Source organism: Citrobacter sp. CK199 (assembly GCF_030333285.1).
Classification (GTDB): Bacteria; Pseudomonadota; Gammaproteobacteria; order Enterobacterales; family Enterobacteriaceae; genus Citrobacter_B; species Citrobacter_B koseri.
Genome location: NZ_JAOWGF010000029.1, coordinates 525,183 through 550,182, shown reverse-complemented (window position 1 = coordinate 550,182; position 25,000 = coordinate 525,183). Strand labels below are relative to the sequence as shown.

Annotated in this window: 18 protein-coding genes; 8 read left to right on the top strand and 10 right to left on the bottom strand. The window is 54.6% G+C overall.

The annotated features are described in order from the left end of the window. Positions 1-7: 7 nt before the first annotated feature. Positions 8-778 carry an ABC transporter permease gene (locus OGX75_RS20855; protein ID WP_049009282.1) on the bottom strand — a complete coding sequence of 257 codons (771 nt, stop codon included), beginning with the start codon at positions 776-778 and terminating at the stop codon, positions 8-10. Then, on the bottom strand, positions 775-1,701 hold the full coding sequence (locus OGX75_RS20850) for an ABC transporter ATP-binding protein (RefSeq protein ID WP_012134029.1): 927 nt from the start codon (positions 1,699-1,701) through the stop codon (positions 775-777). The genes OGX75_RS20855 and OGX75_RS20850 overlap by 4 nt, the downstream gene beginning before the upstream one ends. Before the next feature lie 232 nt (positions 1,702-1,933). Between OGX75_RS20850 and can the strand changes: the two genes are divergently transcribed. After that, positions 1,934-2,596 carry a carbonate dehydratase gene (gene can, locus OGX75_RS20845; protein ID WP_012134030.1) on the top strand — a complete coding sequence of 221 codons (663 nt, stop codon included), beginning with the start codon at positions 1,934-1,936 and terminating at the stop codon, positions 2,594-2,596. 86 nt (positions 2,597-2,682) lie between these two features. On the opposite strand, the gene hpt is transcribed toward can, so the two are convergent. Next, positions 2,683-3,219: a hypoxanthine phosphoribosyltransferase gene (hpt, locus tag OGX75_RS20840; protein WP_024130701.1), complete on the bottom strand. Its 537-nt coding sequence runs from the start codon at positions 3,217-3,219 to the stop codon at positions 2,683-2,685. 205 nt (positions 3,220-3,424) lie between these two features. On the opposite strand from hpt, the gene OGX75_RS20835 reads away from it, so the two are divergent. Next, entirely contained in the window at positions 3,425-5,815 is a 2,391-nt protein-coding gene (locus OGX75_RS20835) for a glucose/quinate/shikimate family membrane-bound PQQ-dependent dehydrogenase (RefSeq protein WP_071257587.1), read from the top strand. Between the two features lie 147 nt (positions 5,816-5,962). Here the strand turns inward: OGX75_RS20835 and cueO are convergent, their stop codons facing one another. Further along, the gene (cueO, locus tag OGX75_RS20830; RefSeq protein WP_286451559.1) at positions 5,963-7,528 is read right to left on the bottom strand and encodes a multicopper oxidase CueO; all 1,566 of its coding nucleotides are present in this window, start codon (positions 7,526-7,528) and stop codon (positions 5,963-5,965) included. 167 nt (positions 7,529-7,695) lie between these two features. Here cueO and OGX75_RS20825 point away from each other — a divergent pair, with 167 nt between their 5' ends. From OGX75_RS20825 to speD, 3 genes are all read left to right on the top strand, one after another. Further along, complete coding sequence (locus OGX75_RS20825; RefSeq protein WP_012134034.1) at positions 7,696-8,043, top strand: YacC family pilotin-like protein; 348 nt, start codon at positions 7,696-7,698, stop codon at positions 8,041-8,043. Between the two features lie 118 nt (positions 8,044-8,161). Then, positions 8,162-9,028 (top strand): polyamine aminopropyltransferase, encoded by an 867-nt coding sequence (gene speE, locus OGX75_RS20820; protein WP_012134036.1) that lies wholly within the window; start codon positions 8,162-8,164, stop codon positions 9,026-9,028. A gap of 15 nt (positions 9,029-9,043) precedes the next feature. Further along, positions 9,044-9,838 carry an adenosylmethionine decarboxylase gene (speD, locus tag OGX75_RS20815; RefSeq protein WP_012134037.1) on the top strand — a complete coding sequence of 265 codons (795 nt, stop codon included), beginning with the start codon at positions 9,044-9,046 and terminating at the stop codon, positions 9,836-9,838. Positions 9,839-9,871: 33 nt separating this feature from the next. Here speD and yacL read toward each other — a convergent pair whose 3' ends face one another. Beyond that, positions 9,872-10,234 (bottom strand): protein YacL, encoded by a 363-nt coding sequence (gene yacL / locus OGX75_RS20810; protein WP_012134038.1) that lies wholly within the window; start codon positions 10,232-10,234, stop codon positions 9,872-9,874. A gap of 177 nt (positions 10,235-10,411) precedes the next feature. Then, on the bottom strand, positions 10,412-13,009 hold the full coding sequence (acnB, locus tag OGX75_RS20805) for a bifunctional aconitate hydratase 2/2-methylisocitrate dehydratase (protein WP_047458888.1): 2,598 nt from the start codon (positions 13,007-13,009) through the stop codon (positions 10,412-10,414). Positions 13,010-13,409: 400 nt separating this feature from the next. On the opposite strand from acnB, the gene OGX75_RS20800 reads away from it, so the two are divergent. Both OGX75_RS20800 and OGX75_RS20795 read left to right on the top strand, forming a co-directional pair. Continuing rightward, a complete protein-coding gene (locus OGX75_RS20800; protein ID WP_286451558.1) occupies positions 13,410-14,951 on the top strand; it encodes a DUF3300 domain-containing protein in 1,542 nt (513 codons plus the stop codon). Between the two features lie 12 nt (positions 14,952-14,963). Then, a complete protein-coding gene (locus OGX75_RS20795; protein ID WP_115609610.1) occupies positions 14,964-15,755 on the top strand; it encodes a DUF2950 family protein in 792 nt (263 codons plus the stop codon). A 125-nt stretch (positions 15,756-15,880) separates the two neighbouring features. Here OGX75_RS20795 and lpdA read toward each other — a convergent pair whose 3' ends face one another. The 4 genes from lpdA to pdhR all read right to left on the bottom strand — a co-directional run bounded on the left by lpdA (position 15,881) and on the right by pdhR (position 23,006). Continuing rightward, a complete protein-coding gene (gene lpdA / locus OGX75_RS20790) occupies positions 15,881-17,305 on the bottom strand; it encodes a dihydrolipoyl dehydrogenase (RefSeq protein WP_047463778.1) in 1,425 nt (474 codons plus the stop codon). A 202-nt stretch (positions 17,306-17,507) separates the two neighbouring features. Next, a complete protein-coding gene (aceF, locus tag OGX75_RS20785) occupies positions 17,508-19,400 on the bottom strand; it encodes a pyruvate dehydrogenase complex dihydrolipoyllysine-residue acetyltransferase (protein ID WP_286451557.1) in 1,893 nt (630 codons plus the stop codon). A gap of 14 nt (positions 19,401-19,414) precedes the next feature. Next, positions 19,415-22,078 (bottom strand): pyruvate dehydrogenase (acetyl-transferring), homodimeric type, encoded by a 2,664-nt coding sequence (gene aceE, locus OGX75_RS20780; RefSeq protein WP_012134048.1) that lies wholly within the window; start codon positions 22,076-22,078, stop codon positions 19,415-19,417. A 163-nt stretch (positions 22,079-22,241) separates the two neighbouring features. Then, positions 22,242-23,006, bottom strand: coding sequence for a pyruvate dehydrogenase complex transcriptional repressor PdhR (gene pdhR, locus OGX75_RS20775; protein WP_012134049.1), 765 nt, complete (start codon positions 23,004-23,006; stop codon positions 22,242-22,244). Positions 23,007-23,545: 539 nt separating this feature from the next. Between pdhR and aroP the strand changes: the two genes are divergently transcribed. Continuing rightward, positions 23,546-24,919, top strand: a complete 1,374-nt coding sequence (gene aroP / locus OGX75_RS20770; RefSeq protein WP_012134051.1) for an aromatic amino acid transporter AroP — start codon at positions 23,546-23,548, stop codon at positions 24,917-24,919. The last annotated feature ends 81 nt before the right edge of the window (positions 24,920-25,000 follow it).

Here is a 25,000-nt window from a genome sequence, read left to right as displayed (position 1 = left end):
AAAAACATTACGTGCGCAAGCCGCGTCCGCGCTGAATTAAGTACCAGCACAGCAGGTAAAACGCCAGGATAAACACGGCCAGCACGCCGAACGTAGTGACCAGCGGTACGTCGTGAATGCCCAGGAAACCATAGCGGAAGCCGCTGATCATGTAGACAATCGGGTTCAGATGCGACAATCCTTGCCAGAACGGCGGTAGCAGCGTCAGGGAATAAAACACCCCGCCCAGGTAAGTGAGCGGCGTCAGCACGAACGTCGGGATCAGGCTGATATCATCAAAGGTCTTCGCAAAGACCGAGTTCAGCAGCCCTGCCAGCGAAAACAGCACCGCCGTCAGCACCAGCGTTAACGCCACGAACACCCAGGAGTGTACCTGGAACGGCACAAAGAACAGCGAAATCACCGTAACCAGAACCCCTACGCACAGCCCGCGCGCCACGCCGCCGCCAATATATCCGATGATAATGACGTGCGTCGGGACAGGCGCCACCAGCAGTTCTTCAATGTTGCGCTGGAATTTGGCGCTAAAGAAGGATGAGGCCACATTGGCATACGCGTTGGTGATCACCGCCATCATGATTAAGCCCGGCACGATAAACTGCATATAGCTAAAACCGTGCATCTCGCCAATGCGTGAGCCGATCAGATTACCGAAGATAATAAAATAGAGCGTCATGGTGATGACCGGCGGCACCAGCGTCTGCACCCAGATACGCATAAAGCGGTTAATCTCTTTCGCCCAGATGCTTTTCAGCGCGACCCAATACAGCTGCATCATCCGCGATCTCCTTTTTTATCATGCACCAGAGAGACAAACAGTTCTTCCAGGCGGTTTGCCTTGTTACGCATACTGAGAACCTGAACGCCCTGGCTGCTCAGTTGCGAAAAGACGCTATTGATGCCCTGTTCCCGCAATACTTCGACCTCCAGCGTCGAGGTATCCACCAGACGGTACTGATAGCCTTCCAGCCTCGGCAGCGGGCTTTTCGCCGCCAGATCGAGAATAAACGTCTCGGATTTCAGCTTAGAGAGCAGATTTTTCATCGAGGTGTTTTCCACCAGCGCGCCGTGCTGAATGATACCGATGTTGCGACACAGCATTTCCGCTTCTTCAAGATAGTGCGTCGTCAGGATAATCGTGGTGCCTTTGTCGTTTAAATCCTTCAAAAAGCCCCACATTGAGCGGCGAAGTTCAATATCCACCCCCGCGGTGGGTTCATCCAGAATCAACAGTTTCGGCTCATGCATCAGCGCCCGGGCGATCATCAAACGGCGCTTCATCCCGCCGGAGAGCATACGCGCGCGTTCGTTACGTTTTTCCCACAGATCGAGTTGTTTCAGGTACTTTTCGCTGCGCGCAACGGCTTCTTTACGCTCAACGCCGTAGTACCCCGCCTGATTGACGACGATCTGCTGGACGGTTTCAAACGGGTTGAAGTTAAATTCCTGCGGCACCAGGCCAAGCTGGCGTTTGGCGTTGACCACATCTTTTTCAAGGTCGTAACCAAAGACGCAGACGCGCCCGGAGGTTTTGTTAACCAGCGAGCTGATAATGCCAATGGTGGTTGATTTCCCCGCTCCGTTTGGCCCCAGAAGCGCATAAAAATCACCCGCTTCAACCTGCAAATCGATCCCACGGAGCGCCTGAACGCCGCCCGGATACGTTTTTTTAAGTTGCTGAAGTTCCAGTGCAATGGTCATGAATTTTTACTTACCTTACGTTCTTACACTTTATTTACACTCTAAATAATTCGAGTTGCAGGAAGGCGGCAACGCAGTGAATCCCCGGAAGCTTACACCAGTAAGTGACCGGGGTGAGCGAGGAAGCCAACGCACCTGCAACGTGAAGAATGACGAGTATATGGTTTAAATAATCCCGGAGTTGCCCTATATTAGCCCAACGCACTTATTTGGTTACAGGTCGTTAACCTCCATGAAAGACATAGATACACTCATCAGCAACAATGCACTATGGTCAAAAATGCTGGTGGAAGAGGATCCCGGATTTTTTGAGAAACTGGCGCAAGCGCAAAAACCGCGCTTTCTATGGATTGGATGTTCCGACAGCCGCGTTCCCGCAGAACGTTTAACCGGCCTTGAGCCGGGCGAATTATTTGTTCACCGCAATGTTGCCAACCTGGTCATTCACACCGATCTCAACTGCCTCTCCGTGGTGCAGTATGCCGTCGATGTACTGGAAGTTGAACACATTATTATTTGTGGTCACTACGGTTGTGGCGGCGTCCAGGCGGCCGTTGAAAACCCGGAACTGGGGTTAATTAACAACTGGTTGCTGCACATTCGCGATATCTGGTTCAAACATAGCTCATTACTCGGAGAAATGCCGCAGGAGCGTCGAATCGATACCCTGTGCGAGCTGAACGTGATGGAACAGGTATACAACCTGGGCCACTCAACCATCATGCAGTCCGCGTGGAAACGCGGTCAGAAAGTGACGATTCACGGCTGGGCCTACGGTATTCACGACGGCCTGCTGCGCGATCTGGAAGTCACGGCGACCAACCGTGAAACGCTGGAACAGCGCTATCGTCGGGGGGTTTCAAACCTCAGCAAAAAGCATATTAACCACAAGTAAACGTGTATTGCCGGGTGGCGGCTACGCCTTACCCGGCCTACATTTCTACGGACATAGCACCTGTAGCGCCATCCGGCACAACGTTCTTACTCGTCCAGCAACACCACTTTACCAACATACGGCAGATGGCGATAACGCTGGGCATAGTCGATGCCGTAACCCACAACGAACTCATCCGGGATCGAGAAACCGATAAACTCAACCGGGACGTCAACCTCACGGCGAGACGGCTTATCCAGCAGCGTACAAATCGCCAGAGACTTTGGCTCACGCAGGCTCAGGATTTCCCGCACTTTCGACAGCGTATTCCCGGAATCGATAATATCTTCGACAATCAGAACGTCCTTGCCACGGATATCTTCATCCAGGTCCTTGAGAATTTTCACATCGCGAGTGGTGGACATGCCGCTACCGTAGCTGGAGGCGGTCATAAAATCGACTTCATGAGACACCTGTACCTCGCGGCACAGATCCGCCATAAACATAAATGAGCCACGCAGCAGACCTACCAGCACCATGTCACTGCCGCTGTCTTTATAACGTTCAGTAATTTGACGACCCAGTTCGGCAATGCGCGCTTTGATCTCCGCTTCGGGGATCATTACTTCTACAGTATGTTTCATATCTCTAACCATATGATTTAAAAACAAATCACTTCATGCCTGCTCTTGATAAGACAGCATCGAAGCGCAAGGCACGCAGTATACCAGCAAAAGTATTTATTCGCGGCATCTGTTAATAAAGCTCATTTTGTGATGACGATCACACTTGTTAAATCCTATAATTAATTGCTACTAAAAAATTAACAAATTGAGATGGTATCTTTTTATGGCAAATAACAACGCAAAAGCGCCACGGCTTCTCGTGACGCTGACAGCCCTCTTCGCTGCACTCTGCGGGCTGTATCTGCTGATCGGCGGCGGCTGGCTGGTCGCCATCGGCGGCTCCTGGTACTACCCGATTGCGGGCATCGTCATGCTTGGCGTCGCCGGGCTATTATGGCGCAGCAAGCGTTCCGCGCTGTGGCTGTATGCCGCCCTGCTCCTCGCCACTATGATCTGGGGCGTGTGGGAAGTCGGCTTCGACTTCTGGGCGCTGACCCCGCGTAGCGACATTCTGGTCTTCTTCGGCATCTGGCTGATTTTACCGTTTGTCTGGCATCGCCTGAGCGTCCCTTCCAGCGGCGCTGTCAGCGCACTGGTGGTTGCCCTGCTGATAAGCGGCGGCATCCTCACCTGGGCTGGCTTCAACGACCCGCAAGAGATCAACGGTACGCTAAGCGCGGACGCGGTGCCTGCCGAACCGATCTCTCCGGTTGCGGACCAGGACTGGCCTGCCTATGGCCGCAATCAGGAAGGGCAGCGCTACTCCCCGCTGAAGCAGATCACTGCTGATAACGTCCACAACCTGAAAGAGGCGTGGGTGTTCCGTACCGGCGATCTGAAGCAGCCGAACGATCCGGGTGAAATCACCAACGAAGTGACCCCGATTAAAGTCGGCGATACGCTGTATCTGTGTACCGCCCACCAGCGTTTGTTCGCGCTGGACGCGGCGAGCGGGAAAGAGAAGTGGCATTTCGACCCGCAGCTCAATACCGATCCCAGCTTCCAGCATGTCACCTGCCGTGGCGTCTCCTATCATGAAGCCACGGCCGATAACGCCTCGCCGGATGTCGTTTCAGACTGCCCGCGCCGGATTATTCTGCCGGTGAACGATGGCCGTATTTTCGCCCTCAACGCGGACAACGGCAAGCTGTGCGAATCCTTTGCCAACAACGGCATTCTGAACCTGCAAACCAATATGCCGGTCACTACGCCGGGCATGTATGAACCCACATCACCGCCGGTCGTGACCGACAAGGTGATCGTCATTGCAGGCGCCGTCACCGATAACTTCTCTACCCGCGAGCCGTCCGGGGTTATTCGCGGCTTTGACGTGAACAGCGGTAAATTGCTATGGGCATTCGATCCCGGTGCGAAAGACCCGAACGCGATCCCGTCGGATGAGCACCACTTCACGCCAAACTCGCCAAACTCCTGGGCGCCAGCCGCGTATGACGCGAAGCTGGATCTGGTCTATCTGCCGATGGGCGTCACCACCCCGGATATCTGGGGCGGCAACCGTACGCCGGAGCAGGAGCGCTATGCCAGCTCGATCCTGGCGCTCAATGCAACGACCGGTAAACTGGCCTGGAGCTATCAGACCGTTCATCACGATCTGTGGGATATGGATATGCCGTCCCAGCCGACGCTGGCGGATATCACCGTGAAAGGGCAAACCGTTCCGGTCATCTACGCTCCGGCAAAAACCGGCAATATTTTCGTGCTGGACCGTCGCAATGGTCAGCTGGTGGTGCCTGCCCCGGAAAAACCGGTGCCGCAGGGCGCGGCCAAAGGGGATTACGTCACCAAAACGCAGCCGTTCTCTGATTTGAGCTTCCGTCCAACGAAAGACCTGACCGGTGCGGATATGTGGGGCGCCACCATGTTCGATCAGCTGGTGTGCCGCGTGATGTTCCATCAGATGCGTTATGAAGGGATCTTTACCCCGCCATCAGAAAAAGGCACGTTGGTCTTCCCGGGCAACCTCGGTATGTTCGAATGGGGCGGCATTTCCGTCGATCCGAACCGTCAGGTGGCGATTGCCAACCCGATGGCGCTGCCGTTTGTCTCTAAACTGATCCCACGCGGCCCGGGTAATCCGATGGAGCCGCCGGAAGATGCCAAAGGCACCGGTTCGGAATCGGGTATTCAGCCGCAGTATGGCGTACCGTATGGCGTGACGCTGAACCCGTTCCTGTCGCCGTTTGGTCTGCCGTGTAAACAGCCTGCCTGGGGTTACATCTCCGCGCTGGATCTGAAAACCAACGAAGTTGTCTGGAAAAAACGTATTGGTACGCCGCAGGACAGCATGCCGTTCCCGATGCCGTTTAAAGTGCCGTTCAATATGGGGATGCCAATGCTGGGCGGCCCAATCTCTACCGCTGGCAACGTGCTGTTTATTGCCGCGACCGCAGATAACTACCTGCGCGCTTACAACATGAGTAATGGTGAAAAACTGTGGGAAGGCCGTCTGCCCGCAGGCGGTCAGGCAACGCCTATGACGTATGAAGTCAACGGTAAGCAGTACGTCGTGATTTCCGCCGGGGGTCACGGTTCGTTCGGGACGAAGATGGGCGACTATATTGTCGCGTACGCTCTGCCTGACGACGCGCAGTAACGTTTATGCCGGATGGCGGCTTCGCCTTATCCGGCCTACAGGATGCTCATTTTACTGTAGGCCGGATAAGCGTCAGCGCCAACCGGCATGTTTATACCGTAAAACCGAGACTGTAGGCCGGATAAGCGCCAGCGCCATCCGGCATGTTTATACCGTAAAGCCAAGCATCATGCCTGTATCTTCATGCTCCAGCAGATGGCAGTGCGCCATGTAAGCATGTTCTTGCGATGCCTCGTGATCAAACTTCACCAGCACCTCGCTGATCCCGCCTTCAACCCTCACCGTATCCTTCCAGCCTGCGCGATGCGCCGCCGGAGCGCTGCCGTTTTCCGACAGGATGCGGAACTGCGTACCATGAATATGGAACGGATGCAGCATCATGTCGCCTTCGCCGGAAATAACCCAGCGCTCATACTGCCCTTTGGCGGCGGCAAACATCGGTGTCGTCATATCAAACACCTGGCCGTTGATCTTATTGGCATTGTGGAAATCGAACTTCCCACCGTGATTCATATGTCCACCATTGCCGTGATTCATTGAGCCATGATTCATATGCCCCATCATCTGCCCATGATCCATTCCCGCCATCGCCCGGTCGCCATACTTTTGCATCAGCATCTGCATACCCATCATGTCGAGCATCGGGTCCATCGACAGTTGCAGTTTTCGCTGCGTCAGGCCATCAAGAGAAGGCAACGCAGGCATCGTGGTCAGCGTATCCGGCAAAGTGCCGGAGGCCGTGACCGCCAGCGGCTGGATATGCATAACCGGGTGCGGTTTATCAAACGGCGCGATCGTCATCCCCATCTGGCTGACGGGCAGCGTCATCAACTCAAACGCTTTGCCGTCGCTGATGTCGATAAGCACTTCGAAACGCTCCCCCATTAACATGGGCAGTGCGTTTACCTTCACCGGCTCCGCCAGCAGGCCGCCATCGCTGGCGATAACATACAGCGGGCGGTTGTCGCTGGTGGCGATGTTCAGTGAACGCGCGTTGCAACCATTCAGCAGGCGCAGACGCAGCCAGCCTTTTGGCGCAGCATGTTGCGGATAAATCGCCCCGTTGGTCAGCAGCGTGTCGCCAAACCACCCGACGGCGGCAGTCATCATATCCAGCTGATAATTGATTTGTCCGTCAGGAGAAAACTGTTTGTCCTGAATAATCACCGGCACATCGTCTATCCCCCACTGTTTCGGCAGGAGCAGTTTGCCAATGTCTTCATCTTCAATCAGTACCAGGCCCGCCAGTCCCATCGCCACCTGACGACCGGTTTTCCCATGCTGATGAGGGTGGAACCAGCAGGTTGCCGCACGCTGTTCAGGCGTGAAGGTGACGGAGCGCTTGCCGCCCGCCGCAATCCCCCCCTGCGGGCCGCCGTCCACTTCGCCGGGAACTTCCAGCCCATGCCAGTGCAGCGTCGTCTCCTCGGCAAGCTGGTTATGAATATCCACGGTAATACGCTGACCTTTGCGCAGTTTTAGCGCCGGCCCGAGTAGCGTGCCGTTGTAGCCCCAGGTCGCTGCCGTTTTACCCGCGAAGGTCGACTGTCCGGCTTTGACAATCAGCGAAATGTGATTGCGCGCGTCGGCGGTTAAAAGATCGGGAATGGGTAACGCGGGACGTTCCGCAGCAAACACGGCGCGGCTCCACAACGGCAGTGCCGATACGACCCCAAGCGCCACAGAATATTTTAAGAAATCACGACGTTGCATAATCACTTCCTTATTTTCAACCGGCGGGACGCAGTCTGACCTTTGAGCATAGACCCTCCCCTTACGGGAAGGTCAAGTCACAGACGCCCGTCGGATACAATAATAAATGTCGTCGCCTCGCCCGCAGTGTGCTAACGTTTAATTTCCGTGATGCAGTGGTAGAAGCAATGAAGACGTTTTTCAGAACAGTGTTGTTCGGCAGCCTGATGGCCGTATGCGCAAACAGCTATGCGCTCAGTGAATCCGAAGCCGAAGATATGGCAGATTTAACGGCGGTGTTCGTCTTTCTGAAAAATGACTGCGGCTACCAGAATCTCCCGAACGGTCAGATTCGTCGCGCACTGGTCTTTTTTGCCCAGCAAAACCAGTGGGACCTCAGCAATTACGACTCCTTCGACATGAAATCCCTCGGTGAAGACAGCTACCGCGATCTGAGCGGCATCGGTATTCCCGTCGCCAAAAAATGCAAAGCGCTGGCGCGCGATTCCCTGAGTTTGCTGGCCTACGTAAAATAACTCGCGTTATACCCAACGGATACCTTATTGCTGAAATAATGACCGTGCATCATCGGTCATTGTTAGCTATTATGTTGCGCCCATTTTTTACGGGTGTTAACAATGGAGGTATCAGCCAATGGCCGAAAATACGAAGTGGCATGAAACGCTACACGACCAGTTTGGTCAGTACTTTGCCGTAGACAACGTGCTGTATCACGAGAAAACCGATCACCAGGATCTGATTATTTTCGAGAACGCCGCGTTTGGCCGCGTAATGGCGCTGGACGGCGTGGTGCAAACCACCGAGCGCGATGAGTTTATCTATCACGAGATGATGACCCACGTTCCGCTGCTGGCACACGGCCACGCGAAACATGTGCTGATCATCGGCGGCGGCGACGGCGCAATGCTGCGTGAAGTGACACGGCATAAAAATGTCGAAACCATCACGATGGTGGAGATCGACGCAGGCGTGGTCTCTTTCTGCCGTCAGTATCTGCCGAATCACAACGCAGGCAGCTATGACGATCCGCGTTTTAATCTGGTGATCGACGATGGCGTTAACTTCGTGAATCAGACCAGCCAGACCTTTGATGTGATCATCTCCGACTGTACCGATCCGATCGGCCCCGGCGAGAGTCTGTTCACCTCAACCTTCTATGAAGGTTGCAAGCGCTGTTTGAATCCGGGCGGGATCTTTGTCGCACAGAACGGCGTCTGCTTCCTGCAACAGGATGAAGCCATTGACAGCCACCGCAAGCTCAGCCATTACTTTGGCGATGTCAGCTTCTACCAGGCAGCCATTCCGACCTACTACGGCGGCATTATGACCTTCGCGTGGGCGACGGACAATGACGCGCTGCGCCACCTGTCGACCGAGATTATTCAGGCGCGTTTCCATACCTCCGGCCTGAAATGCCGTTACTACAATCCGTCTGTTCACACGGCAGCTTTTGCCTTACCTCAGTATTTGCAAGACGCGCTCGCAACACCGTCGTCCTAAGGAGAAGATAAGAAATTGAAAAAACTGAAACTGCATGGCTTTAATAATCTGACCAAAAGTCTGAGTTTTTGTATTTACGATATCTGCTACGCCAAAACCGCAGAAGAGCGCGATGGTTACATTGCCTATATCGATGAACTCTATAACGCCAATCGCCTGACGGAAATTCTGTCAGAGACGTGCTCCATCATCGGCGCGAATATCCTGAATATCGCCCGCCAGGATTATGAACCCCAGGGCGCCAGCGTCACTATTCTGGTAAGCGAAGAGCCGGTCGACCCGCAGCTTATCGACAAAACAGAGCATCCCGGCCCGCTGCCCGAGGCCGTCGTCGCCCATCTGGATAAGAGCCATATCTGCGTGCATACCTACCCGGAAAGCCACCCGGAAGGCGGATTGTGCACCTTCCGCGCCGACATTGAAGTTTCGACCTGCGGCGTGATTTCCCCGCTGAAGGCGCTGAATTACCTGATCCACCAGTTAGAGTCCGATATCGTCACCATCGACTACCGCGTGCGTGGGTTTACCCGCGACGTCAACGGCATGAAACACTTTATCGATCATGAGATTAACTCCATTCAGAACTTTATGTCCGACGACATGAAGTCGCTGTATGACATGGTGGATGTGAACGTGTATCAGGAAAATATCTTCCATACCAAGATGCTGCTTAAAGAGTTCGATCTTAAGCACTACATGTTCCACACTAAACCGGAAGATCTGACGGAAACCGAGCGCAAAGAGATTACCGCTGCGCTGTGGAAAGAGATGCGCGAGATTTACTACGGCCGCAATATCCCTGCGGTATAAGCGTAACGGCGGAGCACGGAGGCTCCACCGTATTTAGCGTTGTTGAATGAAATGACGGTAAGCCGCAACAACCTGAAGAAAGTCCTCCACGCCGCAGAGCGATAAGCTCTCTTCGTCGTAGTAGTTCATCCCCTCTTCCATTTCGTCGCCGGTAAACTCCAGCTGATTAGCGCGAACCATCACCTCTTCGCCATCCATCCAGAGCGTATATTCATGTCCCGCCCGTTGCCAGGAACGCTCACTGCCCTTTAGCGCACGCGCCGCTTGTTCCACTTCATCAAGCAAGGCCAGGTTCTCTTTCACTTCTTCGTTAAACCAGTGCCCCACCACCTCGTGGCCCATGGACATTCGCACTTTTACCACTCCGGTAATATCGCGCAGAAATTCGTAATCCATAATGTGTTCCTCTGCTCCCGGCAATGCGCCATTACCGCATTGCGCCCATGCTGTAATTATCGCAGCACAACGGAAGAAAAAAAGCGGAACGGGCGGAAGGAATAGAAATAAAAATGCCCGGTGACGCAAGGTTTCACCGGGCATTGATGCGTTTTTACGCAGAACAGGTCGGAGCCGTTACACCGCAGTCTGGAAAATCACGCCGTCGGCTTTCTCGGTGTACTGGGAAAGCTGATCGAAGTTCAGATAACGGTAGGTATCCACGGCGGTTTTATCCACCTGCGCAACGTAGGTCTGGTACTCTTCCGGCGTCGGCAGTTTGCCGATCAGCGCCGCAACCGCCGCCAGTTCCGCAGAAGCCAGATAGACGTTCGCCCCGGTTCCCAGACGGTTCGGGAAGTTACGGGTTGAGGTAGAAACAACCGTCGCCCCGTCAGCCACACGCGCCTGGTTCCCCATGCACAGTGAACAGCCTGGAATTTCAATCCGCGCGCCGCTCTTACCAAAGACGCTATAGTAGCCCTCTTCGGTCAACTGCGCGGCATCCATACGGGTTGGCGGCGCCACCCACAGGCGGGTCGGCAGCTGGCCTTTGTGCGCATCCAGCAGTTTACCTGCCGCACGGAAGTGACCGATGTTGGTCATACAGGAACCGATAAAGACTTCGTCAATCTTCTCGCCCTGCACATCAGACAGCAGACGCGCATCGTCAGGATCGTTCGGCGCGCAGAGGATCGGCTCTTTGATATCAGCCAGATCGATCTCGATCACCGCCGCATAATCGGCATCCGCGTCCGCTTCCAGCAACTGCGGGTCCGCCAGCCATTTTTCCATGCCCTGAATACGGCGCTCCAGGGTGCGGCGATCGCCGTAACCTTCCGCGATCATCCACTTCAGCAGAACGATGTTGGAGTTCAGGTACTCGATGATCGGCTCTTTGTTGAGCTTAATAGTACAGCCTGCCGCAGAACGCTCCGCAGAGGCATCGGTCAGCTCAAACGCCTGTTCCACTTTCAGATCCGGCAACCCTTCGATTTCCAGAATGCGGCCAGAAAAGATGTTTTTCTTACCTTTCTTCTCAACGGTCAGCAGACCCTGTTTGATCGCGTACAGCGGGATCGCGTGTACCAGATCGCGCAGGGTGATACCCGGCTGCATTTTGCCTTTGAAGCGCACCAGCACTGATTCCGGCATATCCAGCGGCATGACGCCGGTCGCCGCCGCAAATGCCACCAGGCCAGAACCCGCCGGGAAGGAGATGCCAATCGGGAAACGGGTATGGGAGTCGCCGCCCGTACCAACGGTATCCGGCAGCAGCATACGGTTCAGCCAGGAGTGGATTACGCCATCGCCCGGACGCAGAGAGACGCCGCCACGGTTCATGATGAAATCCGGCAGCGTGTGGTGCGTAGTTACGTCAACCGGTTTCGGATACGCTGCGGTATGGCAGAAAGACTGCATCACCAGGTCAGACGAGAAGCCCAGGCACGCCAGGTCTTTCAGTTCGTCACGGGTCATTGGGCCAGTGGTATCCTGAGAGCCTACGGAGGTCATTTTCGGTTCGCAGTAAGCGCCCGGACGGATACCGGCAACGCCGCAGGCGCGGCCCACCATCTTCTGCGCCAGCGAGTAGCCGCGAGCGCTTTCCGCCACGTCTTTCGCCTGACGGAACACATCGCTGTGCGGCAGACCCAGCGCTTCACGCGCTTTGGTGGTCAGGCCGCGACCGATGATCAGCGGAATACGACCGCCCGCGCGCACTTCGTCGATCAGCACGTCGGTTTTCAGTTCAAAGCTCGCCAGCAGTTCGCCGGTTTCGTGATGGCGGACTTCACCTTTGTACGGGTAAACGTCAATCACATCGCCCATGTTCAGGTTATTCACGTCCACTTCAATGGGCAGCGCGCCCGCATCTTCCATCGTGTTAAAGAAGATAGGCGCAATTTTGCCGCCAAGACACAGACCGCCGCCGCGTTTGTTCGGCACATTCGGGATGTCATCGCCCATGAACCACAACACGGAGTTGGTGGCGGATTTACGCGAAGAACCGGTGCCGACAACGTCGCCCACGTAGGCTAACGGATAGCCTTTTTGCTGCAACGCTTCGATCTGTTTGATCGGCCCCACCACGCCAGGCTGATCCGGCTCAATGCCTTCACGGGCGTTTTTCAGCATCGCCAGCGCGTGCAGCGGAATGTCCGGGCGGGACCAGGCATCTGGCGCCGGAGAGAGGTCGTCGGTGTTGGTTTCACCGGTCACTTTAAAGACGGTAACGGTGATTTTTTCAGCCAGAGCAGGACGGTTCAGGAACCATTCGGCATCGGCCCAGGACTGCATCACCTGCTTCGCGTATTCGTTGCCCGCTTTGGCTTTTTCTTCTACATCGTAGAAGTTGTCGAACATCAGCAGGGTATGGGACAGCGCTTTAGCGGCAATCGGCGCCAGTTTGGCATCGTCCAGCGCGTCAATCAGCGGATGAATGTTGTAACCACCCTGCATGGTGCCCAGCAGTTCAATGGCTTTTTCTGGAGTAACCAGCGGGGAGGTGGTGTCGCCTTTCGCGACGGCAGCGAGAAAGCCCGCTTTTACATAGGCGGCTTCATCGACGCCAGGGGGAACGCGGTTGATTAACAGGTCTAACAGGAATTCTTCTTCGCCCACAGGCGGGGTCTTCAGCAGCTCGACAAGTGCGGCCATTTGGGTTGCATCTAAGGGTTTGGGCACAATCCCAAGGGCGGCACGCTCAGCTACGTGCTTACGGTATTCTTCTAGCACGACGGTTCTCCTCGCTCTCATTGTCATAGTGCGGCGCTTTTGTATATGGGCGATTCTCTTCACGCTCCTGTGAGACAGCAGTTTGTAGGGTAAATGCCCGATACCGCAACGGGCAGAATAGCAGGATTTTAGTGGGGTGTTAATCTGTTTACAAAAAAGCAACATAAAAAAGTGGCTGAATCGTTACGCATGGTCTATTGCCCTTCGCCTTTTCAGGAAAGAGACATTTTCCCCTGCAACGTTTGCTCACATTATTTCGAACGCTAATCATCACCTGACGGTAGCGATCCCAATATTAGTCAAAAATTAAACTCCCGCCGCCCTATACTCACGCAACACCGCACCCGCTGGCGGCAGGCATAATGACCATGACGATTCTTCAGGAATCGGGAGAGATAAAATGACGTTGCCCTTTAAGCCCCATGTAATTGCGCTGGTATGCAGCGCAGGGTTATTTGCCGCTTCGGGTGTGTTGTATGTAAAAAGCCGCACGCCCGAAGCCCCGCTTCAACCCGCGCCCGTTGCCGTGCAGCCGCAGCCGACCGCCGCCGCGGAACCTGAAGCAAAAGCCGCGTTTACCGCAGCGCAAATCGATCAATGGGTCGCCCCAATAGCGCTCTACCCTGACTCGCTGCTTTCTCAGGTGCTGATGGCCGCCACCTATCCAGCGAACGTGGTTCAGGCGGTGCAGTGGTCGCATGACAACCCAACCCTGCAAGGCGATGCGGCAATACAGGCCGTCTCCGGTCAGCCCTGGGACCCGAGCGTGAAATCACTGGTGGCGTTTCCCCAGTTGATGGCGCTGATGGGCGAAAACCCAACGTGGGTGCAAAACCTTGGCGACGCTTTTCTGGCCCAGCCGCAGGACGTCATGGACGCGGTGCAACGGTTGCGTTTACTGGCGCAGCAAACCGGCTCGCTGAAATCCACGCCGCAGCAAACGGTTAGCAGCACGCCGAAGCAGAGCGCCGCCGCTAACGTACAGAGCACGACGCCGACGGTGATCAAAATTGAGCCCGCCGATCCACAGGTCGTCTATGTTCCCAACTATAATCCCGCGACCGTTTACGGCGCCTGGCCGAACACCGCTTACCCGCCCGTGTATCTGCCGCCGCCTCCCGGACAGCAATTCGCCGACAGTTTCGTGAAAGGCTTTGGTTATAGCCTCGGCGTCGCCACCACCTACGCGTTGTTCAGCAGCATCGACTGGGACGACGATCATCATCACCACGACGATGACCATCACCACCACGATGATAACGACCATCACGGCGGCAATGGCTACCAGCACAACGGGGATAACATCAATATCAATGTGAATAACTTCAATCACATTACCGGGCAAAATCTCAAAGGGCAGACAATGGCCTGGCAGCACAACCCGGCGTATCGCAACGGCGTGCCCTATCAGAACAACGCGGTGTCCCAACGTTTTCATCAAACCGATGTCAGCGGCGGGTTAAGCGCTACTCAACAGACGCCAGCCTCCCGCGACGGCCAGCGTCAGGCGGCGATGGCGCAATTCCAGCAGCATAGCCACGCGTCTCCCGCCACGCGAACCCAACCGCCTGGCGCGACGTCCCGCGATGCCCAGCGCAAAGCGGCCTCGCAGCAGCTAAACCAGATTGCCCAGCGGAATAACTATCGCGGCTACGACACCCGGCAAAACAGCGTTCACAGGGAGTCGGCTCAGTCACATTCACTGTCACAGCAGCAACGGGAGACCGTTCACCAGCGCGTCGTATCCGCCACGCCGCAGCAGCGTCAGACCTTCCGGCAGAACCATGCCAATGTGTTCAGCGGTAACGACAGCCGTTCGCCCTCCTGGCAATCTCAGCAGCAGCGCGGCCAGCAGAGTCGTCACGTCGGCAATCTCAATACTGAACAGCGTGCCGCTGCGCGTGAACACCTTTCCGAGCGCCATGAATTTCGCCGTCGTTAACCGGAGTCGATGATGAAAAAAATCCTGTTAAGCACCCTGCTGCTGTCGCTGCCGTTGTTGAGCTACGCGCAACAACGCTTCCCTTCGCCTGACGACGCGGCAACGGCGTTCGCGACCGCAGTCGCCACGCAAAACGAGGCGCAGTTGACTGCGCTATTGGGCGACAACTGGCGACAGTTTCTGCCGCAGGAAGGCGCCGACCCCGAAGCCGTTGCCCGCTTTAACCGCGACTGGAAAATCAGCCACCGTATCGTGCAGCAAGGCGATACCGCGCACCTGAACGTCGGGCGCGACGAGTGGCAACTGCCTGTACCGATGATGAAAGATGCTGATGGCTGGCATTTTGATATGGCGGCCGCTCAGGACGAGATCCTCACCCGCGCCATTGGCCGCAATGAACTGTCGGCGATAGAAGCGATGCGCGCCTATGTGGATGCCCAATACGATTACTGGCAACGCAAACAGAGGTTCGCGACAAAACTCATCAGTAGCAAAGGTCAGCAGGATGGATTGTACTGGCCGGTACAACCCGGCGAGATATCCAGCCCGTTAGGCCCGGCATTCAGTCCTTCGGCACCCGGTGAGGGTTATCACGGCTACCATTTCCGCATTATTCCTGATAGCGAAAAGAACGGTTTCGCCCTGCTGGCCTGGCCGGTAATTTGGGGGAAGACGGGCGTCATGAGCTTTATGGTGAATCAGGACGATAAGGTGTATCAGGCGAACCTGGGAAGAGAGACGGAGAAGAACGTCGCGAAAATCAATAAATTCAATGCCGATGCCCACTGGCAGACCGTTGAGTAAAAGCGGTTGTCAAAGATTACAGGCCGGATAAGGCGTTGATGCCGCCATCCGGCAAAACCCGGGGCAGGATTTGCCCCAATAAAAAAGCGGCCGCTAAGCCGCTTTTTCTTTATCCACTCAGAAGATTATTTCTTCTTCGCTTTCGGGTTCGGCAGGTCGGTGATGCTGCCTTCGAACACTTCGGCTGCCAGGCCAACGGACTCGTGCAGAGTCGGGTGAGCGTGGATAGTCAGCGCGATGTCTTCAGCATCACAGCCCATCTCGATCGCCAGACCGATTTCGCCCAGCAGCTCGCCGCCGTTGGTGCCGACAATCGCACCACCGATAACACGGTGAGACTCTTTGTCGAAAATCAGCTTGGTCATACCGTCTGCGCAGTCAGAAGCGATAGCACGGCCAGACGCTGCCCACGGGAAGGTGGCGGTTTCGTAGCTGATGCCTTTCTCTTTCGCTTCTTTCTCCGTCAGACCTACCCATGCAACTTCTGGCTCAGTGTAGGCGATGGACGGAATAACTTTCGGATCGAAGTAGTGTTTCTTACCGGCGATAACTTCAGCGGCAACGTGACCTTCGTGAACACCCTTGTGCGCCAGCATCGGCTGACCGACGATATCGCCGATAGCAAAGATGTGCGGTACGTTAGTGCGCAGCTGTTTGTCTACGCGGATGAAGCCACGGTCGTCAACTTCTACGCCAGCCTTGCCAGCATCGAGGTTTTTACCGTTCGGCACACGGCCGATAGCCACCAGCACCGCATCGTAACGCTGTGCTTCTGCTGGTGCTTTTTTGCCTTCCATGGAAACGTAAATACCGTCTTCTTTCGCTTCAACGGCAGTCACTTTGGTTTCCAGCATCAGGTTGAATTTCTTGCCGATGCGTTTGGTGAAGACTTTAACGATGTCTTTGTCAGCCGCCGGGATAACCTGGTCGAACATTTCAACCACGTCGATCTCTGAACCCAGCGCATGGTACACCGTACCCATTTCCAGACCGATGATACCGCCGCCCATAACCAGCAGACGTTTCGGTACGGATTTCAGTTCCAGTGCGTCGGTGGAGTCCCAGACGCGCGGATCTTCGTGCGGAATAAACGGCAGTTGGATCGGACGGGAACCTGCTGCAATAATCGCGTTGTCGAAGTTGATCACGGTTTTGCCGTTCTCGCCTTCCACTTCCAGGGTGTTGGCCCCGGTGAATTTACCCAGACCGTTTACCACTTTCACTTTACGGCCTTTCGCCATACCAGCCAGACCGCCGGTCAGCTGAGTGATAACTTTCTCTTTCCAGGTACGAATTTTGTCGATATCGGTTTTCGGCTCGCCAAAAACGATACCGTGTTCAGCCAGTGCTTTGGCTTCTTCGATAACTTTTGCTACGTGCAGAAGAGCTTTAGAAGGGATACAGCCGACGTTCAGACAAACACCGCCGAGGGTGTTGTAACGTTCTACGATTACGGTTTCCAGACCTAAATCAGCGCAACGGAAGGCAGCAGAGTAACCTGCCGGGCCTGCCCCAAGTACCACGACCTGAGTTTTGATTTCAGTACTCATCATGACCTCTTAATTTATTCCCGGCGATCCCTGGTCTTGTCGCCCATCATCCACCGGGTCGTTCTATCCGCCCGTATTTTACAAAATTGTTAACAATTTTGAAACAACAAACGGCAACCGATTTGTCTTTCGCACGATAACCTCACTCACTTCATGAGATTACCAGAAAAAAGCCGGCCGTCAGGCCGACTTTTTTGCTTGCTTACATCACCAGACGGCGAATGTCAGACAGCGTGTTGTTGATGATGGTGATAAAGCGAGCACCATCAGCACCGTCAATCACGCGGTGGTCGAAGGAGAGAGAAATCGGCATCATCAGACGCGGAGTAAACTCTTTACCATTCCACACCGGTTCCATTGCGGACTTAGAAACGCCGAGGATAGCCACTTCCGGCGCGTTCACAATCGGCGCGAAGTGGGTGGTGCCCAGGCCGCCGATGCTGGAGATAGTGAAGCAACCGCCCTGCATTTCGCCAGCGGTCAGCTTACCATCACGCGCTTTCTTAGAGATGGTCGTCAGTTCACGGGACAGCTCAGTAATGCTCTTCTTGTTCACATCTTTGAACACCGGAACAACCAGACCGTTCGGCGTGTCGACCGCGACACCAATGTTGATGTACTTCTTCAACGTCAGGCGCTGACCGTCTTCAGACAGAGAGCTGTTGAAGCGCGGCATCTGTTCCAGAGCAGCGGCAACGGCTTTCATGATGAAGACCACTGGCGTGAATTTCACGTCCAGCTTACGTTTTTCAGCTTCCGCATTCTGCTGCTTACGGAACGCTTCCAGATCGGTGATATCCGTTTTGTCGAAGTGCGTAACGTGCGGGATCATCACCCAGTTACGGCTCAGGTTAGCACCAGAGATTTTCTGGATGCGGCCCAGTTCAACTTCTTCCACTTCACCAAACTTGCTGAAGTCCACTTTCGGCCACGGCAGCAGACCCGGCAGAGAACCGCCGGTTGCGCCCGCTGGCGCGGATTCAGCGCGCTTGATAGCGTCTTTCACGTAAGCCTGAACGTCTTCGCGCAGGATACGACCTTTACGGCCAGTGCCCTTCACTTTCGCCAGGTTAACGCCGAACTCGCGCGCCAGGCGGCGAATCAGCGGGGTCGCGTGAACGTAAGCGTCGTTTTCAGCAAACTCAGATTTGCCTTCCGCTTTTGCCGCAGGCGCAGCAGCCGGTTTAGCGGCCTGAGCAGGTGCAGCGGCAGGTGCCGGAGCAGCAGCAGCCGGAGCCGCGGCAGGGGTAGCGCCTTCCACTTCGAAGACCATAATCAGAGAGCCGGTAGACACTTTGTCGCCAACGTTAACTTTCAGCTCTTTAACCACGCCCGCGAACGGCGCCGGCACTTCCATAGAGGCTTTGTCGCCTTCTACGGTGATCAGCGACTGTTCAGCTTCCACTTTATCGCCGACTTTAACCATCACTTCGGTGACTTCAACTTCGTCGCCGCCGATGTCCGGTACGTTAACGTCTTTCGCGCCAGCTGCTGCTGCCGGAGCCGCCGCTGCTGGTGCTGCCGCCTGAGCCGGCGCAGCAGCAGGCGCAGCGCCCGCCACTTCGAAGACCATGATCAGAGAGCCGGTAGACACTTTATCGCCAGCGTTGACTTTGATCTCTTTAACTGTACCCGCGAACGGAGCCGGCACTTCCATAGAGGCTTTGTCGCCTTCTACGGTGATCAGCGACTGCTCAGCCGCAACTGTGTCGCCCACTTTGACCAGGATCTCGGTGACTTCAACTTCGTCGCCGCCGATATCCGGTACGTGTACGTCTTTCGCTGCCGCAGCAGCAGGAGCGGCTGCCGGAGCAGCTTCTTTCTTCTCTTCTGCCGGAGCTGGCGCAGCGTCAGCTGCACCGTCGGCGGAATCGAAAATCATGATAAGTGCGCCCGTCGCGGTTTTGTCGCCAACAGAGACTTTAATCTCTTTAACGACGCCCGCCTGCGGCGATGGAACTTCCATAGAGGCCTTGTCGCCTTCTACGGTGATCAGCGACTGTTCAGCTTCAACTTTGTCGCCCACTTTGACCAGGATTTCGGTGATTTCAACTTCATCAGCCCCGATGTCCGGTACGTTGATTTCGATAGCCATTATTCTTTTACCTCTTACGCCAGACGCGGGTTAACTTTATCTGCATCGATGTTGAATTTGGTGATGGCTTCCGCTACCACTTTCTTATCGATTTCGCCACGTTTAGCCAGCTCGCCCAGAGCCGCAACAACCACATAAGATGCATCCACTTCAAAGTGGTGACGCAGGTTCTCACGGCTGTCAGAGCGGCCGAAACCGTCAGTACCCAGTACGCGGTAATCATCAGCCGGTACATAAGTACGAACCTGCTCGGCGAACAGTTTCATATAGTCAGTCGATGCCACTGCCGGCGCGTCGTTCATTACCTGGGCAATGTACGGAACGCGTGGAGTTTCCAGCGGGTGCAGCATGTTCCAGCGCTCACAATCCTGGCCATCACGCGCCAGTTCAGTGAAGGAGGTGACGCTGTAAACGTCAGAACCTACGCCGTAATCTTTCGCCAGGATCTCTGCTGCTTCGCGAACGTGACGCAGGATAGAACCGGAGCCCAGCAGCTGAACTTTACCTTTCTTACCTTCGAGGGTTTCGAGTTTGTAGATACCTTTACGGATACCTTCCTCAGCACCTTCCGGCATGGCTGGCATGTGGTAGTTTTCATTCAGCGTGGTGATGTAGTAGTAAACGTTCTCTTGTTTCTCACCGTACATACGCTCCAGACCATCGTGCATGATGACCGCAACTTCGTACGCGTAAGACGGATCGTAAGAGATACAGTTCGGGATAGTCAGAGACTGAATGTGGCTGTGACCATCTTCGTGCTGCAAACCTTCGCCGTTCAGCGTCGTACGACCGGAAGTACCACCGATCAGGAAGCCGCGCGCCTGTTGGTCACCTGCTGCCCAGCACAGGTCGCCGATACGCTGGAACCCGAACATGGAGTAGTAGATGTAGAACGGGATCATCGGCAGGTTGTTGGTGCTGTAAGAGGTCGCAGCGGCCAGCCAGGAAGAACCTGCGCCCAGCTCGTTGATGCCTTCCTGCAAAATCTGACCTTTCTCGTCTTCTTTGTAGTAAGCAACCTGCTCACGGTCCTGCGGGGTGTACTGCTGGCCGTTCGGGCTGTAAATACCGATCTGACGGAACAGGCCTTCCATACCGAAAGTACGCGCTTCGTCGGCGATGATCGGAACCAGACGATCTTTGATCGACTTGTTTTTCAGCATCACGTTCAGGGCACGAACGAAAGCGATAGTGGTGGAGATCTCTTTGTTCTGCTCTTCCAGCAGCGCGCCGAAGTCTTCCAGGGTCGGCAGTTCCAGCTTCTCAGTGAAGTTCGGCTGGCGGCTCGGCAGGTAGCCGTGCAGTTTCTGACGCTGTGCGTGCAGGTAAGTGTGCTCTTCAGAACCTTCCGGGAAGGTAATGTACGGCAGTTTTTCGATATCAGCATCGGATACCGGCACGTTGAAACGATCGCGGACGTAACGAACGCCGTCCATGTTCATTTTCTTAACCTGGTGCGCGATGTTTTTACCTTCGGCAGTGTCACCCATGCCATAACCTTTGATGGTATGGGCCAGGATTACCGTTGCTTTGCCTTTGGTTTCCTGCGCTTTTTTCAGTGCAGCGTAGACTTTCTTCGGATCGTGACCACCACGGTTCAGTGCCCAGATCTGCTCATCAGTCCAGTCAGCAACCAGGGCTGCGGTTTCTGGATATTTACCGAAGAAGTGCTCACGTACGTAAGCGCCATCTTTGGATTTGAAGGTCTGGTAGTCGCCGTCAACGGTTTCGTTCATCAGCTGGATCAGTTTACCGCTGGTGTCTTTACGCAGCAGCTCATCCCAACGACCGCCCCACATCACTTTGATCACGTTCCAGCCAGCGCCGTCAAAGATGCCTTCCAGTTCGTTAACGATTTTGCCGTTACCGGTTACCGGGCCGTCCAGACGTTGCAGGTTACAGTTGATGATGAAGACCAGGTTGTCCAGTTTCTCACGGGTGGCGATGGTGATAGCCCCTTTGGATTCCGGCTCGTCCATCTCGCCGTCGCCCAGGAAAGCGTAAACGGTCTGTTTGGACGTGTCTTTCAGACCACGGTGTTCCAGATATTTCAGGAATTTAGCCTGGTAGATCGCACCAATTGGCCCCAGACCCATAGATACGGTCGGGAACTGCCAGAATTCCGGCATCAGTTTCGGGTGCGGGTAGGAAGAGAGGCCTTTGCCATGAACTTCCTGACGGAAGTTGTCCATCTGCTCTTCAGTCAGACGGCCTTCCAGGAATGCGCGTGCATACACGCCCGGGGAGATGTGGCCCTGGAAGTATACCAGGTCGCCGCCATCCTGCTCATTGCGTGCGCGGAAGAAGTGGTTGAAGCAAACATCATAAACGGTTGCGGAAGACTGGAAGGAAGCCATGTGGCCACCCAGTTCGAGGTCTTTTTTAGACGCACGCAGTACGGTCATGATGGCGTTCCAGCGGATAGCTGAACGGATACGACGCTCCAGTTCCAGATTGCCCGGGTATTCCGGTTCATCTTCAACGGCAATAGTGTTTACATAGTTGCTAGCCCCTGCACCTGCCGCTACTTTCACGCCGCCTTTGCGGGCTTCAGAAAGAAGCTGGTCAATCAGATACTGAGCACGCTCAACACCTTCTTCACGGATGACCGATTCGATCGCCTGTAGCCAGTCGCGAGTTTCGATCGGATCCACGTCATTTGGGAAACGTTCTGACATGGGGGTATTCCTTATCTATCTAATACGTTGATTTGTCTGGAACCTGTCCCATTGAGCTTTCGCCAGAAAGCGCAATAAGACAGGTTCTGCGTTTAGTTGCCGCGCGCTATAATTTGCGCTTGATTTACAACATCTTCTGGTTAACGTTCTGCCAGAAAAATCACTAATTCTTTCGTTGCTCCAGACGGCGTAAGGCGCGTTCACGACGGCTTTCCTCACGGCTTCTGTCCAGGAGAATCTCTTCGATAAACGCCAGGTGACGATGCGACGCTTCACGCGCATCGATCGGATTACCGGCGATGATCGCTTCAAAAATACGGGTACGATGACTGCTCACCAGCGGAAGCATCTCCCGGCGCGCATACAGCAATTCAAAGTTCTGACGAACGTTTTGCGCCAGCATCGGCTCCATACACCTTAGCAGATGGAGCAGCACCACATTGTGCGCCGCTTCGGTGACAGCGATTTGATACTGGAGAACCGCGTCGGATTCGGCATCCAGATCGCCGGACTGTTGTGCAAGCTCGATGGCATGATGGAGTTCACGAATGCGGGTTTTGTCTTCATCCGTGCTACGCAATGCCGCGTAATAAGCGGCAATGCCTTCCAGCGCATGGCGCGTCTCAAGCAGGTCAAATTGGGATTCAGGATGATCGGAGAGCAGTTCTACCAGTGGGTCGCTAAAGCTCTGCCACAGACTGCTCTGCACAAAAGTTCCGCCGCCCTGGCGACGAAGCAGCAAACCCTTCGCTTCGAGACGTTGGATCGCCTCGCGTAAAGAGGGGCGGGAGACGTCGAACTGTTTAGCCAGTTCACGTTCCGGTGGGAGTTTTTCGCCGGGGCGCAAAGTCCCCTCAAGAATTAAAAACTCCAGCTGCTGCTCAATCACATCGGATAGTTTTGGTTGGCGGATTTTGCTGTAGGCCATGATTTCCTGTCTTAAGCCATTTGCCCGGAGTCAATTGGTCTTACCAATTTCACGTTCGTGACGCTAAAGTAACAAAGTATTCACCTTCTGTCCATACAGGTTTTGATTGAAATCAGTAAACCACGCACATTTTAACAAGATTACAGAAATAACGTTTCAAAGATGTAACTATGCACAAATGTTAAATTTACTCCCCTGGGAGTAGATTTAACGTAATTGAAACGAGGAAAAATTTTATCTGAACCGATTCAACCGCTTATTTAATGCTTTTATATTCACAAATAATGAATAAATATTTATCAGCTAAAATTTGAGGTGGGAGAGGTGGTATTTACAAATGGTTTCTTTTTATTCAACTCGTCATCGTCCCTTCATAAAGCAGGTGCATTAACGCACGCATACCATTATTCTTTAGCCGACGAAAGACTTTCGGTAACAATTAAGATTTCATCAGCGTAAACATATTAATACAACAAATGGAATTGCAAACTTACACACGCGTCACTGCGTAGTTCAAAAATAACCACACACGAGGTTTCATGATGGAAGGTCAACAGCATGGCGAGCAGCTAAAGCGCGGTCTTAAAAACCGCCATATCCAGCTAATCGCCCTGGGGGGCGCAATCGGTACCGGGCTGTTTCTGGGCAGCGCATCCGTTATCCAGTCAGCAGGGCCAGGGATTATTCTGGGTTATGCCATCGCGGGCTTTATCGCTTTTCTGATCATGCGTCAGTTAGGTGAAATGGTGGTTGAAGAGCCGGTTGCCGGTTCGTTCAGCCACTTCGCCTATAAATACTGGGGCGGATTTGCAGGCTTCGCTTCCGGCTGGAACTATTGGGTGCTGTATGTGCTGGTTGCAATGGCGGAACTGACGGCGGTCGGAAAATACATTCAGTTCTGGTGGCCTGAAATCCCCACCTGGGTCTCCGCTGCGGCCTTCTTTGTGCTCATCAACGCCATCAACCTGACCAACGTGAAAGTGTTTGGTGAGATGGAGTTCTGGTTTGCCATCATTAAAGTTATCGCAGTGGTGGCGATGATCCTCTTCGGCGGCTGGCTGCTGTTTAGCGGCAACGGCGGCCCGCAGGCAACCGTGCGTAACCTGTGGGAACAAGGTGGCTTCCTGCCGCATGGTTTCACCGGGCTGGTCATGATGATGGCGATTATCATGTTCTCCTTCGGCGGACTGGAGCTGGTCGGGATCACGGCGGCGGAAGCGGACAACCCGGAGCAAAGCATTCCGAAAGCGACGAACCAGGTTATCTACCGTATTTTGATTTTCTATATTGGTTCGCTGGCGGTGCTGCTTTCTCTGCTGCCGTGGACGCGCGTAACGGCTGATACCAGCCCGTTCGTCCTGATCTTCCACGAACTGGGCGATACCCTCGTGGCCAACGCGCTGAATATCGTGGTACTGACCGCGGCGCTGTCCGTCTATAACAGCTGCGTATACTGCAACAGCCGTATGCTGTTCGGCCTGGCTCAGCAGGGCAACGCGCCGAAAGTGTTTTTAAGCGTGGATAAACGCGGCGTACCGGTGAACACCATTCTGGTTTCCGCACTGGTTACCGCGCTCTGCGTGCTGATTAATTATATGGCGCCGGACTCGGCATTCGGCTTGCTGATGGCGCTGGTGGTCTCTGCTCTGGTGATCAACTGGGCAATGATCAGCCTCGCGCACATAAAGTTCCGTCGCGCCAAACAGCAGCAGGGAGTGAAAACTCGCTTCCCGGCGCTGTTCTACCCGCTGGGTAACTGGGTCTGCCTGCTGTTTATGGCGGCGGTGCTGGTCATTATGCTGATGACGCCAGGCATGGCCATCTCGGTCTACCTGATTCCGGTGTGGATTGTCATTCTGGGCGTAGGCTATCTGTGTAAACAGAAAACCGCAAAAACCGTTAAAGCGCATTAATCCCCACAGCCCTCACTTGCAAGAGTGAGGGTTGCAACCTGCCTCACATTTTCCTCTGTATAGCCATTTTATCCATATCAG